Annotated in this window: 18 protein-coding genes; 12 read left to right on the top strand and 6 right to left on the bottom strand. The window is 70.3% G+C overall.

What is annotated here, in order from left to right; translation table 11 throughout:
- Positions 1 to 72: 72 nt before the first annotated feature.
- Genes EJ357_RS17570 through EJ357_RS17560 form a run of 3 tightly spaced genes read right to left on the bottom strand, consistent with a single transcriptional unit; the run spans position 73 to position 2,480 of the window.
- The gene (locus EJ357_RS17570) at positions 73 to 1,335 is read right to left on the bottom strand and encodes a betaine/proline/choline family ABC transporter ATP-binding protein (protein ID WP_126392579.1); all 1,263 of its coding nucleotides are present in this window, start codon (positions 1,333 to 1,335) and stop codon (positions 73 to 75) included.
- Positions 1,328 to 1,975, bottom strand: a complete 648-nt coding sequence (locus EJ357_RS17565; protein WP_126392578.1) for an ABC transporter permease — start codon at positions 1,973 to 1,975, stop codon at positions 1,328 to 1,330. The genes EJ357_RS17570 and EJ357_RS17565 overlap by 8 nt, the downstream gene beginning before the upstream one ends.
- 25 nt (positions 1,976 to 2,000) lie before the next feature.
- Positions 2,001 to 2,480: an Lrp/AsnC family transcriptional regulator gene (locus EJ357_RS17560; RefSeq protein ID WP_126392577.1), complete on the bottom strand. Its 480-nt coding sequence runs from the start codon at positions 2,478 to 2,480 to the stop codon at positions 2,001 to 2,003.
- A gap of 138 nt (positions 2,481 to 2,618) precedes the next feature.
- Between EJ357_RS17560 and hppD the strand changes: the two genes are divergently transcribed.
- The 5 genes from hppD to nthA all read left to right on the top strand — a co-directional run bounded on the left by hppD (position 2,619) and on the right by nthA (position 5,935).
- Positions 2,619 to 3,764 carry a 4-hydroxyphenylpyruvate dioxygenase gene (gene hppD / locus EJ357_RS17555; protein WP_126392576.1) on the top strand — a complete coding sequence of 382 codons (1,146 nt, stop codon included), beginning with the start codon at positions 2,619 to 2,621 and terminating at the stop codon, positions 3,762 to 3,764.
- Positions 3,765 to 3,909: 145 nt separating this feature from the next.
- Positions 3,910 to 4,770: a phage baseplate protein gene (locus EJ357_RS17550; protein WP_126392575.1), complete on the top strand. Its 861-nt coding sequence runs from the start codon at positions 3,910 to 3,912 to the stop codon at positions 4,768 to 4,770.
- A gap of 23 nt (positions 4,771 to 4,793) precedes the next feature.
- Positions 4,794 to 5,075: an SH3-like domain-containing protein gene (locus EJ357_RS17545; RefSeq protein WP_126392574.1), complete on the top strand. Its 282-nt coding sequence runs from the start codon at positions 4,794 to 4,796 to the stop codon at positions 5,073 to 5,075.
- The gene (locus EJ357_RS17540) at positions 5,068 to 5,364 is read left to right on the top strand and encodes an SH3-like domain-containing protein (RefSeq protein WP_126392573.1); all 297 of its coding nucleotides are present in this window, start codon (positions 5,068 to 5,070) and stop codon (positions 5,362 to 5,364) included. The genes EJ357_RS17545 and EJ357_RS17540 overlap by 8 nt, the downstream gene beginning before the upstream one ends.
- On the top strand, positions 5,354 to 5,935 hold the full coding sequence (gene nthA / locus EJ357_RS17535; RefSeq protein ID WP_126392572.1) for a nitrile hydratase subunit alpha: 582 nt from the start codon (positions 5,354 to 5,356) through the stop codon (positions 5,933 to 5,935). Before EJ357_RS17540 ends, nthA begins: the two co-directional genes overlap by 11 nt.
- A 15-nt stretch (positions 5,936 to 5,950) precedes the next feature.
- On the opposite strand, the gene EJ357_RS17530 is transcribed toward nthA, so the two are convergent.
- Positions 5,951 to 7,405, bottom strand: a complete 1,455-nt coding sequence (locus EJ357_RS17530) for a tetratricopeptide repeat protein (protein WP_126392571.1) — start codon at positions 7,403 to 7,405, stop codon at positions 5,951 to 5,953.
- 103 nt (positions 7,406 to 7,508) lie between these two features.
- Here EJ357_RS17530 and EJ357_RS17525 point away from each other — a divergent pair, with 103 nt between their 5' ends.
- Positions 7,509 to 8,915 (top strand): FAD-binding oxidoreductase, encoded by a 1,407-nt coding sequence (locus EJ357_RS17525; protein WP_126392570.1) that lies wholly within the window; start codon positions 7,509 to 7,511, stop codon positions 8,913 to 8,915.
- A gap of 19 nt (positions 8,916 to 8,934) precedes the next feature.
- Here the strand turns inward: EJ357_RS17525 and EJ357_RS17520 are convergent, their stop codons facing one another.
- Complete coding sequence (locus EJ357_RS17520; RefSeq protein ID WP_126392569.1) at positions 8,935 to 9,348, bottom strand: SsgA family sporulation/cell division regulator; 414 nt, start codon at positions 9,346 to 9,348, stop codon at positions 8,935 to 8,937.
- A 616-nt stretch (positions 9,349 to 9,964) separates the two neighbouring features.
- Here EJ357_RS17520 and EJ357_RS17515 point away from each other — a divergent pair.
- Together EJ357_RS17515 and EJ357_RS17510 are read left to right on the top strand one after the other, a co-directional pair.
- Positions 9,965 to 11,500, top strand: coding sequence for an RDD family protein (locus tag EJ357_RS17515; protein WP_126392568.1), 1,536 nt, complete (start codon positions 9,965 to 9,967; stop codon positions 11,498 to 11,500).
- A gap of 124 nt (positions 11,501 to 11,624) precedes the next feature.
- On the top strand, positions 11,625 to 12,272 hold the full coding sequence (locus EJ357_RS17510) for an RDD family protein (protein ID WP_126392567.1): 648 nt from the start codon (positions 11,625 to 11,627) through the stop codon (positions 12,270 to 12,272).
- 11 nt (positions 12,273 to 12,283) lie between these two features.
- Here the strand turns inward: EJ357_RS17510 and EJ357_RS17505 are convergent, their stop codons facing one another.
- Positions 12,284 to 12,535, bottom strand: coding sequence for a hypothetical protein (locus EJ357_RS17505; RefSeq protein ID WP_126392566.1), 252 nt, complete (start codon positions 12,533 to 12,535; stop codon positions 12,284 to 12,286).
- Positions 12,536 to 12,935: 400 nt separating this feature from the next.
- Here EJ357_RS17505 and EJ357_RS17500 point away from each other — a divergent pair, with 400 nt between their 5' ends.
- The 4 genes from EJ357_RS17500 to EJ357_RS17485 all read left to right on the top strand — a co-directional run bounded on the left by EJ357_RS17500 (position 12,936) and on the right by EJ357_RS17485 (position 17,002).
- Positions 12,936 to 15,284, top strand: a complete 2,349-nt coding sequence (locus EJ357_RS17500) for an immune inhibitor A domain-containing protein (RefSeq protein ID WP_126392565.1) — start codon at positions 12,936 to 12,938, stop codon at positions 15,282 to 15,284.
- 157 nt (positions 15,285 to 15,441) lie between these two features.
- On the top strand, positions 15,442 to 15,786 hold the full coding sequence (locus EJ357_RS17495) for a hypothetical protein (RefSeq protein WP_126392564.1): 345 nt from the start codon (positions 15,442 to 15,444) through the stop codon (positions 15,784 to 15,786).
- Between the two features lie 140 nt (positions 15,787 to 15,926).
- Positions 15,927 to 16,436: an RNA polymerase sigma factor gene (locus tag EJ357_RS17490; protein ID WP_126399585.1), complete on the top strand. Its 510-nt coding sequence runs from the start codon at positions 15,927 to 15,929 to the stop codon at positions 16,434 to 16,436.
- Complete coding sequence (locus EJ357_RS17485; RefSeq protein WP_126392563.1) at positions 16,433 to 17,002, top strand: hypothetical protein; 570 nt, start codon at positions 16,433 to 16,435, stop codon at positions 17,000 to 17,002. Before EJ357_RS17490 ends, EJ357_RS17485 begins: the two co-directional genes overlap by 4 nt.
- Positions 17,003 to 17,102: the final 100 nt, after the last annotated feature.

Raw genomic sequence — 17,102 nt, 5'->3', positions numbered from 1 at the left:
ACTCCGACTCCACGCCCGTCTCCTCGCCCGTCTCCCCCTCCGTCGCCTTCAGGTCGGGGGCCTCGGGAGCGCTCACGCCTTCTTCTCCCCTCCGTCGCCCTCCTGCTCGGCATGCGTCCGGTCGGCCCGGGCCGTCTCCAGCTCGTGCTGTGCCTCCAGCGCCTCCAGCCGATCGGCCTCCAGCAACTCGTGCACGGAGTTCATGAGCGTCTCCATGTCGACGACGCCCGTGTACTCCCCGCGCCGCCCGGTCACGGCCACCCGGCCCGCGCTGTCCGTCAGCACCGCCTCCAGCGCGTCCCGCAGGGTCGCGTCCCGGGTCACCGTGTCGTGCACGAGCGTGCCCGCCCGCGCCAGCGAGCCCTTGGCCCGCATCATGTCGCCGCGCCTGAGCCACTTGTACGGCCGCCCGCGCCGGTCGAGCAGCAGCACCTCGTTCGTCCCGCTCGCCCGCAGCCGGTTGAAGATCTCCTGGAGCGGGTCGTCGACGCTCGCCGTCGGGTAGTCGGTGATCTCCACATCCCGTACGCGGGTCAGGTTCAGCCGCTTCAGCGCCGCGCCCGCGCCCACGAACCCGGACACGAAGTCGTCCGCCGGGTTGGTGAGGATCGCCTCCGGGGTGTCGAACTGAGCGATGTGCGACCGTTCGCGCAGCACGGCGATACGGTCACCGAGCTTGATCGCCTCGTCGAAGTCATGCGTGACGAAGACGATCGTCTTGTGCAGCTCGTGCTGGAGCCGGATCAGCTCGTCCTGGAGGTGGTCGCGGGTGATCGGGTCGACCGCGCCGAACGGCTCGTCCATCAGGAGGACCGGGGGATCGGCGGCCAACGCCCTTGCCACGCCCACCCGTTGCTGCTGGCCGCCGGAGAGCTGACGCGGATAGCGGCCGTGGAACTCGCCCGGATCGAGGCCGACCAGGTCGAGCAGCTCCTCGACCCGCGAGCGGATCCGCGGCTTCGGCCAGCCGATCATCCTCGGTACGAGGGCGATGTTCTGCGCGACCGTCATGTGCGGGAAGAGCCCGGCGGACTGGATCGCGTAGCCGACCTTGCGGCGCAGCTTCACCGGGTCGATGTCGGTGACGTCCTCGCCGCCGATGCGGATGCGGCCACCGGTCGGTTCGATCAGCCGGTTGATCATCTTGAGGGTGGTCGACTTCCCGCAGCCCGACGGGCCGACGAAGATGACCACCTCGCCCGCCTTGATCTCCATGCTCACGTTGTCCACGGCCGGCTGCGGACTGCCGGGATACCGCTTGGTCAGGCTCTCCAGCTCGATGGAGGCACCGTGATGACCGTCGGCATGACCGTCCTGGCCGCTGGTCTCAGACACGGATCCCCCTGGGAATGGTCAGCCGTCCGATCAGGACGTACGCGGCGTCGAACAGCAGCGCCAGGACGATGATCCCGAGCGTGCCGGCGAGGACCTGGTTGAGCGCGTTCGCGCTGCCCAGCGAGGCGAGGCCGCGGAAGATCACATTGCCCAGCCCGGGGCCGGAGGCGTACGCCGCGATCGCCGCGATGCCCATCAGCATCTGCGTCGAGACCCGGATCCCGGTGAGGATCGGCGGCCAGGCCAGCGGCAGCTCCACCCTGAGCAGCCGGGCGAGCCGGGACATCCCGATGCCCCGGGCCGCGTCCACCAGCGACGGATCGACCCCGCGCAGGCCGACGATCGAGTTGCGCACGATCGGCAGCAGCCCGTACAGCGTCAGCGCGATCACCGTCGGCGGTACGCCCAGCCCCACGACCGGGATGAGCAGACCGATCATGGCGAGCGACGGAATGGTCAGAATGGTCGAGGTGGACAGGGTGGCGAGGTTGCCGGCCCATCCGCTCTGGTAGGTGGCGACACCGATCAGCACCCCGAGCAGGGTCGCCACGACCATGCACTGGAAGACGGCGCTGGCGTGTTGGTAGGCGTCGGCGAGCAGCTGTTGGTGACGGTTGCCCAGGTACTCCCAGAAGGTCACGCGGACTCACCCCACCAGGTAGCGGCTAGCTGTTCGCCCGGTCCTCCGCCGCCTGCTCCACCAACGGGATGATCCGCAGCGGGACGGGGTTCTCCATCACGATCGCCGTGGAGGCCCGGACGATCCCATCGAAGCCGACAACCAGGTCGATCACACGCTGGAGATCGGCGTTGGAGCGCGCCACGAGACGGCACATCATGTCCCCGGTCCCGGTGGTCGTGTGCAGCTCCAGCACCTCCGGCACGGTCGCCAAGTGGGCCCGTACGTCGGCCCCTTGTCCCTGCCGGATCTGCAGCGTGGCGAAGGCGGTGACCGGATAGCCGAGCGCGGCCGGATCCACCTGCGGGCCGAATCCGCGGATGACTCCGTTCGACTGAAGCCGGTCCAGCCGCGCCTGCACCGTCCCGCGGGCCACCCCCAGCCGCCGGGACATCTCCAGCACCCCGATCCGCGGCTCCCGCGCAAGCAGCACGATGATCCGCCCGTCCAGATGATCGATCGCCACAGCAGCCTGCTCCTTCTCTTGAGTCTCGGTGGTCATCCTGTACAGAGAGCCTGCAGAAACGGGCACTGCACTGGTCATATTGCCCAGTGAACGAGCGAACTATTGCGCACCTTGCCATGCGGGAGTGAGGCTGCGCCTATGACGCAGACCACACACCACACTCCCGACACCGCCCGGCAGGCCGACCCCTTCCCGGTCAAGGGAATGGACGCGGTCGTCTTCGCCGTGGGCAACGCCAAGCAGGCGGCGCACTACTACTCGACCGCCTTCGGCATGCGGCTGGTCGCCTACTCCGGACCGGAGAACGGCAGCCGCGAGACCGCGAGCTACGTGCTGGAGAACGGCTCCGCGCGGTTCGTCCTCACCTCCGTCATCAAGCCCGCCACGACCTGGGGCCACTTCCTCGCCCAGCACGTGGCCGAGCACGGCGACGGGGTGATCGACCTCGCCATCGAGGTCCCGGACGCGCGCGCCGCGTACGCCTACGCCCTCGAACACGGCGCCCGCTCGGTGACCGAGCCCTACGAGCTGAAGGACGAGCACGGCACCGTCGTCCTGGCCGCCATCGCCACGTACGGCGAGACCCGCCACACCCTCGTCGAGCGCAAGGGCTACGAGGGCCCGTACCTGCCGGGCTACGTCGCCGTCGCGCCGATGGTCGAGCCGCCCGCCCAGCGCACCTTCCAGGCCATCGACCACTGCGTCGGCAACGTCGAACTCGGCCGCATGAACGAGTGGGTCGGCTTCTACAACAAGGTCATGGGCTTCACGAACATGAAGGAGTTCGTGGGCGACGACATCGCGACCGAGTACAGCGCGCTGATGTCGAAGGTCGTGGCCGACGGCACGCTCAAGGTCAAGTTCCCGATCAACGAGCCCGCGATCGCCAAGAAGAAGTCCCAGATCGACGAGTACCTGGAGTTCTACGGCGGCGCGGGCGTCCAGCACATCGCGCTGAACACCAACGACATCGTGGCGACGGTCCGCACGATGCGCGCGGCCGGCGTCCAGTTCCTCGACACCCCGGACTCGTACTACGACACCCTCGGCGAGTGGGTCGGCGACACCCGCGTCCCCGTCGAGACCCTGCGTGAGCTGAAGATCCTCGCCGACCGTGACGAGGACGGCTATCTGCTGCAGATCTTCACCAAGCCGGTCCAGGACCGTCCGACCGTCTTCTTCGAGATCATCGAGCGGCACGGCTCGATGGGCTTCGGCAAGGGCAACTTCAAGGCGCTGTTCGAGGCGATCGAGCGGGAGCAGGCCAAGCGCGGCAACCTCTGAGGTGCGCGGGACGCTCGTGCGTCCCGTGAATCCTGCGCGTCCTGCGAATCCTGTGAGTTTGTAGAAAGCGCAACCATTTCCGGCCGTCAGGCCTCTCCAGTCGTGCGGGCGCCACGGGGGCGCCCGCACGACCCGGGAGAGCACAGTGGCCGACCGCTTCGACCTTTCCACACCGTCCGAGCGCTGGCTGTGGAAGAAGGACACGCTCAAGGAGCCCACGCTCCTGCAGTCGTTCGCATTCGACGAGGTCAACCAGCACCTGTACGTCCTTCAGCTCCGGCGCGGCGGCGGCCCGGCCGGTGACCTGTTCCTGAACCGGCTCGACTACCGGGGCAAGCGGCTCGGCCACATGGAGCTGCGCGGCTTCGGGCACGGCGTCGGCATCGGCGTCCAGCACGCCTCCGACGGCACCGTGTGGATCTGGACCGAGGCCGACGCCAAGGGCGGCTACGGCCGCGGCGTCACCCGCTTGCGCTTCTCCGACGGCGCCGTCCGCACCCGCGAGGACGTCAAGATCCGCCACCCGATCCCGGGCTCCACCCACAACCAGCCCTCGGTCTGCACGGCCTCGCGCCGCATCGCCCTGCGCCACCGCCTCGACGGCGAGCCCCGCTACCGCGTCTGGGACCTGGACGCCTTCGTCGCCGGCGACTACGCCGACCCCGTCGCCGACTTCCCGCAGACCGGCCTGCACCCCGACCCCGACGTCCCCTTCCAGGGCTTCGCCCTGCACGGCGACCGCCTCTACCAGCTGGCCGGCACCGCGTACCACGCCAAGAAGAACCCGGCCGCCCGGCGCGGCAACGCCTATCTCTCCTGCCTCGACGCGCGCACCGGCGAACTGCTCGACCGCCGGCGCACCGAGGCCGGCCACTCCCTCGACCACCGCGAACCGGAGGGCCTCGCCGTCCGCCACGGCTCCGGGGCCCGGCTGTGCCTGGGGCTCGGGTCCGGGCCGGAAGGAGCGCGCAGGTTCTCGATCTACTTCAAGCCGGGCGAGGCCTGAGGAGGCGGCCGTACGCTGATCCCATGGCCAGGATCAACGACGTCGGCGGCGTCGAGGGCTTCGGCCCCGTCGACACCGCCGACGACTCCGAGCCCTTCCACGCCGACTGGGAAGCGCGCGTCTTCGGGCTCATGAACGCCCTGCGCGCGCAGGGGATCTTCAACCTGAACGAGTTCCGGGACGCCATCGAGTCGATGCCGCCGGGGGAGTACCTGGCCGCGTCGTACTACGAGCGCTGGTTCGCGGCGATCCGCACCCTCCTCGAACGCAAGGGCGTGATCGAGCCGGGTGAGCTGGATGACTGACCGTTTCGCACCGGGGTCGCGCGTGGTGACGTACCTCCACGACCCGCCGCACCACACCCGGCTGCCCCGGTACGCGCGGGGTAAGCGGGGCGTCGTGGTCGAGCCGGAGGGGCGGGCCGAACTGGCCGACGTCAGTGCGCGGGGGCGTGCGGACGCGCCGGTGGAGCAGGTGTACGCGGTGCGGTTCGAGGCGCGTGACCTGTGGGGCGAGGGCGACCACCAGGTCGTCCTGGACCTGTGGGAGAGCTATCTGGAGGAGTACGAGGAGGGTGCGGCCGATGAGCGGTGACCATTCCGACGCGACGATCGCCCGCCGGGTGCGGCGCCTGGAGACCCTGTTGGAGGAGAAGGGCCTGCTCACGGGCGGGGAGCTGGACGAGGCGATCGACTCGTTCCTCGCGGGCGCCTCGCCCGCGAACGGGGCGCGGGTCGTCGCACGGGCGTGGACCGACGCGGCGTTCAGGTCCCGTCTGCTGGCGGACGGGACGGCGGCCGTGCGGGAACTCGGCAGCATGGAGGGCTCGTACCAGCGTCTGCGGGTCGTCGAGAACACGGCCACGACCCACAACGTCATCGTCTGCACCCTCTGCTCCTGCTACCCGCTGCGGCTCCTCGGCCCGTCCCCCAGCTGGTACAAGTCCGAGGCCTACCGCTCCCGCGTGGTCCGCGAACCCCGCGCGGTCCTCGCGGAGTTCGGCCTGGAGCTCCCTCCCGGCACGCGGATCACGGTGTGGGACTCCAGCGCCGAGACCCGCTACATGGTGCTGCCGCGCAGGCCGGACGGCACGGAGGGGATGAGCGAGGAGGAACTGGCGGGGCTGGTCACGCGCAACGCCCTCATCGGTACGGCGGTGCTGTAGAGGCCGCCTCGGAGGTCACCGCCGTTCGGTCTTCCTGTCCGTCTTCGGCTCCGTCTTCGGCAGGGCCTCCGCCGCCGACGGCTCTCCCAACGCCTTCAACGCGGCCTCGGCCAACGGCACCCGCGTCGGCGAGAAACGCGGGTTGATCCGCAGCGCCTCCTGCAGATGCCGTCGCGCGGCCCACCCCATCCCCAGCTCCCGCTCGATCATGCCCCGGTGGTACACGTACAGCGCGCTGCGCACCGTGCCCCCACGCTCCTTGTCGGTCGCCACCCGGGCGAACTTCAGGGCCTCCTTGTTCTCCCCGGCCCGGTGCAGCGCCCAGCCCAGCGCGTCGGCCACCGCGATGCCCGGCTGGCGGCGCCACTCCGCCCGCAGCCGCCGTACGGCCGACTCCGGGTCGCCGTGGTCGGCCTCGAACACACCCAGCACCAGCTCCTCGTCGACCCCGCCGGCCGCGGCCCGCGCCGTGCGCTCGCGCAGCAGGTCGTACTGCACCCGCGCCGCCTGTCCCAGCCCCAGCGACTCGTACAACTCGCCCAGTTCCAGGGCGTACTCGGGAAGCGGCTGCTTGGCCAGCGCCACCCGGTAGGCGTTCAGCGCCTCCGTCGTACGGCCCAGCGCCGCCAGCGTCCGCCCCTGCCCGGCGAGCGCGGCCCGCTGGTCGGGGTCGAGGCGTACCGCCTCCTGGAAGTACCGCAGGGCCACGTCCATGTCGCCGCGCTCGAAGGCGAGTTGCCCGGCGCGTTCGAGATACCCCGCCCGCTCGGCCGGGGCCTGGGCGGCCGCCGCCGCGTCGGACAGCGCGGCCGCCGCGTCCTCCCGCCGGCCCCGGTCCCGGTAGACGGCCGCCGCCCGCGCCTGCACGGCGGGCCCCGAGCCCAGTTTCAGCATCTGCTCCAGGGTCCGCTTGGCCGCCTTGTGGTCGCCCATCCCCGTGTACGCGTCGAGCAGCTGCGGATACGTAGTCCACCGCTTCCGGTCCGCCTTCAGCGCCGCCTCGCCCCAGTTCCGCGCCGCCCGGAAGTCCCGCCGCGCGTTCGCCAGCGCCGCCATGCCGTTCAACGCCGCGGCGTTCCACTCCCGCACCCTCAGCGACGTACGCAGCGCCCTCTCGGCCTTCGGGTAGTTCGCCGCCTCCGCGGTCCGCCGCCCCTGCTCCACATACGCCGCCCCCAGCACCGCCCACGCCTTCGCGTCCTTGGGATGGGCCCGCAGGTGGGCCTCGCGCTCGTCGATCAGCACCGCCAGATCGGGCAGTGCGGCCGGCACGCCCGTCGTGACCGCGGTGAGCGCCTGCGCCCCCGGTGCCGGCGCGGCGGTCCGGGCCCCGCCCGAACCCCACGGCAGCAGTGTCAGCACCCCGCCGAGCACGGCACACCCCGCCACCGAGGCGATCAGCACCCGTCGTCGGATGCGCGGGCGGCTCCGCGGCGCGCCCTGTTCGTTCCGCACGGCGTCGTTCTCCATGGCGCTCACTGTGCGTGAAAGATGGCGTCAATACGACGACCACACCCGCCTTACGTCGGCTGCCGTACGCGGGGTTCACACCGATGGCCCCGGGTGTCACGCTGTGATCATGAGCCGTATCGAAACCGCACCCGACCAGGCCCAGGGTGACCTCACCGAGCGGCTGCTCGCGGGTCTGCCCGCCGAGGCCGTCCTGACCGACCCCGACGTCACCGCCGCCTATGCCAACGACATGGCCAGCTTCTGCCCGGCCGGCGCCCCGGCGGTGGTCGTGCTCCCGCGCACGGTCGAAGAGGTCCAGCACGTCATGCGCACCGCCACCGAACTGCGCGTCCCGGTCGTCCCGCAGGGCGCCCGCACGGGCCTGTCGGGCGGCGCCAACGCCTCCGACGGCTGCATCGTGCTGTCCCTGACGAAGATGGACCGCATCCTGGAGATCAACCCGGTCGACCGCATCGCGGTCGTCGAACCCGGCGTGATCAACGCGACCCTCTCCCGCGCGGTGAACGAGCTGGGCCTGTACTACCCGCCGGACCCGTCCAGCTGGGAGATGTGCACCATCGGCGGCAACATCGGCACGGCCTCCGGGGGCCTGTGCTGTGTGAAGTACGGGGTGACGGCGGAGTACGTCCTCGGACTGGACGTCGTCCTCGCCGACGGACGCCTGATGACCACGGGCCGCCGCACGGCCAAGGGCGTCGCGGGATACGACCTGACCCGCCTCTTCGTCGGCTCCGAGGGCTCGCTCGGCATCGTCGTACGGGCCGTCCTGGCGCTCAAGCCGCAGCCGCCGCAGCAGCTGGTGCTCGCCGCCGAGTTCGCGTCCGCGGCCGCCGCCTGCGACGCGGTGTGCCGGATCATGGCCGGCGGGCACGTCCCGTCACTGCTCGAACTCATGGACCGTACGACGGTGAAGGCCGTCAACGACCTGGCGCACATGGGGCTGCCGGAGACCACGGAGGCCCTCCTCCTGGCCGCCTTCGACACCCCGGACCCCGCCCCCGACCTCGCAGCCGTCGGCGCGCTCTGCGAGGCGGCCGGCGCCACCCAGGTGGTCCCGGCGGACGACGCGGCCGAGTCCGAACTCCTCCTCCAGGCACGGCGGTTGTCCCTCACCGCGCTCGAAGCGGTGCGCGGCGTGACGATGATCGACGACGTGTGCGTGCCCCGTTCGCGGCTCGGCGACCTGATCGAGGGCGTCGAGCGGATCGCCGACAAGCACCAGCTCACCATAGGGGTCGTCGCGCACGCGGGTGACGGCAACACCCACCCGACCGTGTGCTTCGACGCGGCCGACGCCGACGAGTCCCGGCGCGCCCGCGAGTCCTTCGACGAGATCATGGCCCTCGGCCTGGAACTCGGCGGCACGATCACCGGCGAGCACGGCGTGGGCGTCCTGAAGAAGGAGTGGCTGGCGCGCGAGATCGGCCCGGTCGGGATCGAGATGCAGCGGGCGATCAAGCAGGCCTTCGACCCACTGGGCCTCCTGAACCCGGGCAAGCTGTTCTGACGCGTCGCCGCGGCACGTCTCACTGGGCCAGCAACTGGTCGAGCGCGTCGTCGATCCCCAGCTGCTCGCCCTCGGACCCGGGGGGCACCACCCGCAGGGTCCGCTCCAGCCAGGCCGACACCTGGACCGCCGGCGCCTCCAGCAGCGCGTCCCCGTCCGGCGAACTCAGCGCCATCAGCACGACGCTGCGGCCCTCGACCTTCGTCGGCCACACCCGCACGTCCCCGTGCCCGCACGGCCGGAACACACCCTCGACGAGCAGCTCACGGGAGAAGGTCCAGTACACGGGATGCTCGGAGTTGATGTGGAAGGTGACGTGGACGGCGTACGGATCGTCACTGTGGTAGCTCAGCCGGGCCGGCACGGCGACGCTCCGCTCGGGCGACAGGATCAGCTTGAGCTCCAGCTCGCGCTCGATGACGGTGTGGTGCATGGCGTGGATGTCCTCTCCCGTGACGTGTGCGGGGCCCTTGGGCGGGCCCGTACGAGTGGAGAGCGAGAAGGGGGCCGGATCATTACGCGGGTTCGCGGAGATTTTTTCCGGGCCTGTCCCGCCGGGTTCCGATCCGTGTGCTGCAACGCCGGGGGCTGTGACATCAGCGGCTCCGCCGCGGGCCCCGGGACCCCCTGGCCGACGCAGGGCCGGCCCTACCCGAAAGGGGGCCCGCGTCAAGCGACTCCGACCGGGTGCCGCCCGTGTTCTCGTGTGCGTCCGATCCTTGTGAAGTACGTGTACGAGGTTGCCCGGAAAGGGGTGGGTCCTGCGGGACGGGCGGTGCTTGTTGCGTGCGTCTGGCTGTGCTTTCCCGGGGGATAACCCCCGGACCCCCAGCCAAGGGACGGGCGTCGTTGCCCCAACAGACGCCGCCGCGCCTCAGCCCCGATCGAGTGCTGCCGGTCTTCCGCGCCAGGGTTCCGATCCTTGTGAAGTACGTGTACGAGGTTGCCCGGAAAGGGGTGGGTCCTGCGGGACGGGCGGTGCTTGTTGCGTGCGTCTGATAGATGTGGAGGCCCCCAATAGACCCTCGAGCAGATACCGGACGACGGACATGAGCGCCCCAACCCCGGCCCCCGGTGACGACAGGCCCCGCGATGGGTACTACCCGGACCCGTCCATTCCTGGATATGTCCGGTACTGGAACGGTGCCTCCTGGGTGCCGGGCACCAGCCGTCCCGCACCGACGGACGGCGAAACGCTCGCCCCGCCGCCGGGCGCGCAGCCTGCCCAGCGCGCGGCCGCCGCGGCCGCCCCCGTCGAGGAGACCGGCCCGCACTTCTTCGACGAGGAGTCGGCCCAGGAGCCCGCGTCCGACGGCGGCCCGCACGGCAGCCGACCCGAGCCGGCGTCCGCCTGGGGCGCCGACCCCTCGCGCCAGTCCGGTTTCGGCGGCGACCAGGACAGCCGCGTCTCCTGGGGCGCCCAGCCGGGCACCGACCCGCGCGTGGCGCAGCCGGACGGCTCGGCGGCGAGTTCCCCTGCCGAGCCGGACGCGGACTCCGCGGGCCTCGCCTCCGGCGACACGTTCATGATCCGCCGGCCGGTCGCGGGAGCCGGGGGAGCGGCGTCCGCCGGCGCTTCCGGGCAGGCCGCCCCCAGCATCCCGAATCCCGCGGGCCCCGCGCCCGTCGACGGCACCATGGCCATCCGCGCGCTCTCCCCGCGCACGCCGCAGCAGGGCGGGGCGGCCGGGGCGCAGGCCGGGAGCACGGGCGCGTCCGCCGGCCCGGGCGCCGCACGTCCGGACGCGGGCCGCCCCTCCGCGGCCGACGCTCCGCAGGGCCCCGGCTTCGGCGCCGGGAAGGCCGCCGCCGACCGCGCCGCGGTGGCCCAGGGACAGGCCCAGGGACCGGCTCAGGCGGGCGCTCAGGCCGGTGCCGGTGCCCCGGCCGCCCCCGCGGCCCCCACGTCGCTCTCCGGCCCGCAGCAGGCTGCCCCCAGCGTCCCCCAGCAGGGCGGCCCGCAGCCCATGGCGGCCGGGGCCGGCGGCGGCCAGTCCTCCTGGGCGCAGCAGGTGCACCGGCTCGCGGGTGACGACCAGCCGGTCGCCCCGTGGAAGCCCCCGGTCGAGGACATCTTCCAGGCGGCCGCCATGCGCCAGGCCGCCGCCCGCCCGGCGAGCCTCGGCAAGCGGCTGGTGGCCCGGATGCTGGACAACTTCGTGGTGGCCGCCGTCACTTCGGCCGCCGCCGTGCCGCTGGGCATCAAGGCGGTCGACCACGTCAACGAGAAGATCGACACCGCCAGGCTCTCCGGCGAGACGGTCACCGTGTGGCTGCTGGACGGCACGACATCGGTGTACCTGGGCATCATCCTGGCCGTCCTGCTGCTGGTCGGGCTCGTCTACGAGGTCCTGCCCACCGCCAAGTGGGGCCGCACGCTGGGCAAGAAGCTGCTCGGCCTGGAGGTGCGGGACATCGAGGCCCACGAGCCCCCGGAGTTCGGCGCGGCCCTGCGCCGCTGGCTCGTCTTCACCATCCCCAACCTGCTCGTCATCGGCGTCGTCGGCGTCGCGTGGTGCCTGTTCGACCGGCCCTGGAACCAGTGCCTGCACGACAAGGCGGCCCGTACCTTCGTCGCCGGCTGACCGCGTCCGTCCGCCCTACGTCCTTCGCGGGGTCACCCTCTGAGGCGAACGGCCCGGACGATTCCGTACTCCGGACGGCCCCGCGCCGGATGCGAAGCCGTTGGGTTCGCGGTCGACTCGGGCCATGAGCAGCGAACCGCCTCCCGGCTCCGGTCAGCCGCCCCCGGAAGACGACCCGTTCAGGAAACAGCCCCCGCCGGCCGGGGGCTCGGGTTCGCCGTACGGCGATCAGCCGCCGTACGGCAGCCAGCCCCCGCCGCCCCACGGCGGTGGCGGTGATCCGTACGGCGGCGGCGGGTATCCCACCGACCCGCTCGCCGGGATGCCGCCGCTCGCCGACAGCGGCAAGCGCACACTGGCGCGCATCATCGACATGATCCTCGTGGGTGTCGTCGTCTGGCTGCTCACCTGGGGGTTCGGCGTCACCGAGTACGACGTGGACACCGACCAGGTGGAGTACAGCAAGTCCTTCGTGCAGTCCCTGGTCGCCGCCGTGCTGTTCATCGGCTACGACACCTTCATGATCGCCAAAACGGGACAGACGCTCGGCAAGAAGCTGCTCAACATGCGGGTGGCCAACCTCGACAACGGCGCCACCCCCTCCGTGCAGACCTCGCTGATCCGGGCGGCGGTGCTGTGGATCCCGTTCGCGTTCTGCTGCGCCTGTATCTGGACCGCGATCGCCGGCGGCTGGAGCTTCTTCGACAAGCCCTACAAGCAGGGCCTGCACGACAAGTCGGCGAAGACGGTGGTGGTCAGCACCGGCACCTGACGCACCGAAGGTCAGGACTGGGTGAGTACGGGCTCCTCGGAGTGCTGTGCGTCGGTGTCGGCGGGCTTGCGTACCGTCACCACGCGGGTCCTCCTGGGCATGGGCACCGTCATGGCGACCAGCAGCCCGAGCAGGAGCGCCGATACGGCGATGACCGCGATCCCCGCACCCGAACTCGTCTGCGACAGCAGCAGCATGGCGAGCGTCGAGAAGATCACGGTGCACGAGCCGTAGGCGAGCTGTGCGGCAGTCGGACGAGGCATGATCATCGTGTCCTCGGAATCAGGGGTGCACGGGGGTCTCGGCCTGGCTTTCCGCCGACGTCCGGGCGTTCCGCCATCCGACTCTAACCGCGTGCATGCCCGAGTGGAACAAACCGTAAGCGTGACCTAACCAACAGTGCCGGTGCACGGGGGGCGCACTGGTTCATACCGTCCACCAAGTGGACGGTCACACGCGCCCGTTGGGCCAAGAGTGGTTGTCCGTAAAACGAACATCGACTCCGCATAGTGCACTTGACCTGCTCAAGTCAAGGTCTGTTTTTTCTGGTTAACCTCTAGTCAAATGTCGTCACTTGACTACACGCGTTGATCAGGCGCGCGCGGACCCTCCATGACCAGGACCCCCTTCATTCCGCGCGCCCGGACGCGGGGGAGGCAGCAAGTGACCAGTAGACCCTGGACGTTCAGAGCGGCGGCAACAACCGTCGCGCTCGCGACGGCAGCGGCGACGTTCTCGACCTTCGCGGTGGCTCAGGCCGGCGAGGGCGCGGCGGAGCCGTCCGTGGAGCGCCATGACCCGGCGGAGCACCCTCACGCCGACCACAACCTGGAAGGCCCCCTGACCAGGACCCGGGAGGCTCAGCGCGAAGAAGCCCTGAACCAGGTCATATCCGGCAAGGCCAAGGTGAAGGACCGCGACGGCTCGAAGGTCGTCGAGCTCAAGAGCAAGAAGGGCGACAGCAAGTACGTCGAGCTGGGCCGCGAGAAGACGGACCGGATATTCACGATCCTGGTCGAGTTCGGCGACAAGGTCAGCGAGTTCGGCGGCACGCCCGGCCCCGCGCACAACCAGATAGCCGAGCCCGACCGGGCCGAGGACAACTCCACGGCCTGGCAGGCGGACTACAACCAGAAGCACTTCCAGGACCTGTACTTCGGCACCGGCAAGAAGACCGAGTCGCTGAAGAAGTACTACGAGAAGCAGTCCTCGGGCCGCTACTCGGTCGAGGGCGAGGTCACCGACTGGGTCAAGGTCCCGTACAACGAGGCCCGCTACGGCAACAACGCCTGCGGCGACACCAACTGCCCCAGCGTGTGGAACGTCGTCAGCGACGGTCTGAACGCGTGGGTCTCCCAGCAGAAGGCGGCTGGGAAGACCGACGCGGAGATCAAGGCGGACGTCGCGAAGTTCGACCAGTGGGACCGCAACGACTTCGACGGTGACGGCGACTTCAACGAGGCCGACGGCTACATCGACCACTTCCAGGTCGTGCACGCCGGCGAGGACGAGTCCGCGGGCGGCGGCGCGCAGGGCGAGGACGCCATTTGGGCGCACCGCTGGTACGCGTTCGGCACCGACGCCGGCGCCACCGGCCCCGCGAACAACAAGATGGGCGGCGCCCAGGTCGGCTCCACCGGCATCTGGGTCGGCGACTACACCGTCCAGCCGGAGAACGGCGGCCTCGGCGTCTACGCCCACGAGTACGGCCACGACCTCGGTCTGCCGGACCACTACGACACCGCGGGCGGCGAGAACTCCACCGGCTTCTGGACCCTGATGTCCTCCGGTTCCTGGCTCGGCACCGGCAAGAACGAGATCGGTGACCTGCCCGGCGACATGACCGCCTGGGACAAGCTGCAGCTGGGCTGGCTGAAGTACGACACGGCGAAGGCCGCGACGGAGTCCGAGCACAAGCTGGGCGTGGCCGAGTACAACACCCGGCACAAGCAGGCACTGGTGGTCGAGCTGCCGAAGAAGGCCGTCACCACCGAGCTGGTGACTCCGTCGAAGGGCGCGACCCAGTGGTGGAGCGGCCGCGGCAACAACCTGAAGAACACGCTCAGTCGGTCCGTGGACCTCACCGGCAAGTCCTCCGCGTCCCTCAGCCTCGACGGCTGGTGGGAGATCGAGAAGGGCTACGACTACCTCTACACCGAGGTGTCGACCGACGGCGGTGCCAACTGGACGGCGATCGACGGCACGGCGGGCGGCGCTCAGATCGGCCGTGACGCCAGCGGCAAGCCGGCGCTGGACGGCGCGGTCGACTCGTACCAGAAGCTGGTCTTCCCGCTCGACGCCTACGCGGGCAAGAAGATTGACCTGCGCTTCCGCTACGCGACCGACGGCGGCCTGGCCATGAAGGGCTTCGCGGCCGACGAGATCACCGTGACCGCCGACGGCTCCGCCCTGTTCTCGGACGGTGCCGAGGAGGCGGACGCGGCCTGGACCGTGAACGGCTTCTCGCGCATGGGCGCTTCCTACACCAAGGACTACGCGCAGTACTACATCGCCGAGAACCGGCAGTACGTGTCGTACGACAAGACCCTGAAGACCGGCCCGTACAACTTCGGCTTCTCGAAGACCCGTCCGAGCTGGGTGGAGCACTACGCCTACCAGAACGGCCTGTTGATCTGGAAGTGGGACACCTCGCAGCCGGACAACAACACCAGCCAGCACCCCGGTGTCGGCCTGATCCTGCCCGTCGACTCCCACCCGACTCCGCTGAAGTGGACCGACGGCACGCTGATGCGCAACCGCATCCAGTCCTACGACTCGCCGTTCAGCCGGTACCGCACGGACGGCATGACGCTGCACAACGCGGACGTCGCGGCCCGGATCCCGTCGCGTGCGGGGGTGCCGGTCTTCAACGACCGCACCAACACGTACTACGACGCCGCGACCCCGTACGCGGGCGTCAAGATCACTGACACCAACACCAAGATCAAGATCATCAAGGAAGCCGAGAACGGCTCGACGATCACGGTCGAGGTCGGCAGAGCGGCGAAGTAGACAGCATCTTCGCAGGTCAGAGCATGATCGGCGGCGGCCCCTTGGCGGGTCGCCGCCGTTCGTGTTTAGGTGCACCCTGTGCTTCCGTTATTGACACCGGCACGGACGCCGACCTTGATCCAGACCCTGACACCGACTCGCACGGGGGTGTGACCGCATGGCCGCAGGAGGTTTCTGCAAGCTGCCGACCGGCAGCGTGGTGGTGGCGCTGAACCTGCCCAGACCCACCGCCCACGGCACGGGCTGCGTCCGTGTCCTGGTCCACGCCCAGAACCGCGCCCGAGCCCTGACCAGGCTCCGCAACCTGGGCATGCGGGCGGTCTACCTGCGAGGCAACGCGGCCCCGCCGACCCCCGACGAGATCACGGCCGTGCTGCACCACCCCGACGGCCTGATATGGCGTACGGCACCTGACAACGGTGTCGGGACGGGCGCCGAGTTCGTCCAGGAGCTCTGGCATCCGATCAGGGCGCTGCTGCGGAGGCCTGCCGCACCGGCGTAGCGGGGGCGGGTCGGGGGCGGGGCGTGACGGCTCCGGTCGTGACGGTCCCCGGTCAAAAAGATCGCATCGGCACCGAACGTTTCTCGTTGCTCCACCGTCTCAGTAGCGATGGTGCCGTCAAGGGATGCGGTGGGGGGACTGTGCAGGCCGAGGGACAGGACATTCTCAGCGTTGCGCAGGTCCGCAGGGTGAGGGCGGTGCTCGCGCTGGGCGGGGTGCCGCGGGACGAGCATGCCGATGGTGTGCAGCAGGTGCGGCTGCGGCTGGTCGAGCGTCTCACCAAAGGGGTGGAGAGCCCGCGTGACCTCGGCGCGTGGGCGGTGGCGGTCGCCTCGAACTACGCGGTCGACTGGCATCGCAGCAGAAGCCGGCAGGAGCGGGTCAGCGAGCGACTGCGGGCCATGGGCGAATGGCGGGGGGCGGTGCCGGGACCGGAGTCGGAGCTGCTGACCCTGGCCATCGCCGAGGGCGTCGACGCGCTGCCCGCGCTCCAGCGGCAGGTGGTGGTTCTGAGGTTCTACGCGGACCTGACCGTTCCCCAGATGGCCGAGGTGCTGGCGGTGCCGGTCGGTACCGTCAAGAGCCGCCTGCACGCGGCTGTCAGGGCCATGCGAGTACGTCTTGAGGCTGATGGGTTGGTGGGGCGATGAAGGACGGGCTGTCGGGCGACTCCGAGGTGGAGGCCCTCATGAGCGAGAAGCTGAAGTTCATCGGTGGGGTCCTGGAGGAGGACGAGCGATCGGCCGATGCCCCCCGCCCCGCTGCCCCGTCCGGCGGCAGGGGCCGCAAGGTGCTCCTGGCGGCCGTCGGCCTTGCGGCGGCGGCAGCGCTGTTCGTCACCGTGTGGGCCCCCTGGTCCTCGGACGACGACGCGGGGGAGGCGAAGCTCACCCAGGGGGGAATCGTCGCGTGTTCGCGGCTCATCGTGGAGGGCACGGTGAGTGGCGTGGAATCCGCCGGAGACGGAAAGGTGCAAATCCGGCTGAAAGTCGAGCGCCACCTCAAACCCGCGACGGGGCCGCGTGAAGCGGAATTCCTGGTACCAGAAGAAGACGGTGCGGCCTACGACTCGGGAGCCCGTGTTCTGGTTAGCGTCTCTCGCTTCGACGACGAGGTTCCGATGCTTTTCACGGGCGCGGATATCGCGCCGACGCGGGAGTGGATGCAAGCGGAAGCGAACAGTCCTGATACTCCCTCCTGCCCGGGTCGCGGATAACAGATTTTTAACCCCTTCCCCGTTGATCTTTCACCTGTTAGTCTCGGCGCGATCACAGCCGAGAAGGTTTCTTTCATATCTCCGTGGGGGGCTTGTGAAG

It is taken from the genome of Streptomyces cyaneochromogenes, from assembly GCF_003963535.1.
In the GTDB taxonomy this organism is placed as follows: domain Bacteria; phylum Actinomycetota; class Actinomycetes; order Streptomycetales; family Streptomycetaceae; genus Streptomyces; species Streptomyces shaanxiensis.
This window is presented reverse-complemented; position numbering and strand designations above follow the sequence as displayed.

Excerpts from the sequence above, each read along its gene's own strand:
- hppD (WP_126392576.1), top strand. The coding sequence starts at position 2,619 with ATGACGCAGACCACACACCACACTCCCGACACCGCCCGGCAGGCCGAC.
- EJ357_RS17545 (WP_126392574.1), top strand. The coding sequence starts at position 4,794 with ATGGCCAGGATCAACGACGTCGGCGGCGTCGAGGGCTTCGGCCCCGTC.
- EJ357_RS17540 (WP_126392573.1), top strand. The coding sequence starts at position 5,068 with ATGACTGACCGTTTCGCACCGGGGTCGCGCGTGGTGACGTACCTCCAC.
- nthA (WP_126392572.1), top strand. The coding sequence starts at position 5,354 with ATGAGCGGTGACCATTCCGACGCGACGATCGCCCGCCGGGTGCGGCGC.
- EJ357_RS17530 (WP_126392571.1), bottom strand. The coding sequence starts at position 7,405 with ATGGAGAACGACGCCGTGCGGAACGAACAGGGCGCGCCGCGGAGCCGC.
- EJ357_RS17520 (WP_126392569.1), bottom strand. The coding sequence starts at position 9,348 with ATGCACCACACCGTCATCGAGCGCGAGCTGGAGCTCAAGCTGATCCTG.
- EJ357_RS17515 (WP_126392568.1), top strand. The coding sequence starts at position 9,965 with ATGAGCGCCCCAACCCCGGCCCCCGGTGACGACAGGCCCCGCGATGGG.
- EJ357_RS17510 (WP_126392567.1), top strand. The coding sequence starts at position 11,625 with ATGAGCAGCGAACCGCCTCCCGGCTCCGGTCAGCCGCCCCCGGAAGAC.
- EJ357_RS17505 (WP_126392566.1), bottom strand. The coding sequence starts at position 12,535 with ATGCCTCGTCCGACTGCCGCACAGCTCGCCTACGGCTCGTGCACCGTG.
- EJ357_RS17495 (WP_126392564.1), top strand. The coding sequence starts at position 15,442 with ATGGCCGCAGGAGGTTTCTGCAAGCTGCCGACCGGCAGCGTGGTGGTG.
- EJ357_RS17485 (WP_126392563.1), top strand. The coding sequence starts at position 16,433 with ATGAAGGACGGGCTGTCGGGCGACTCCGAGGTGGAGGCCCTCATGAGC.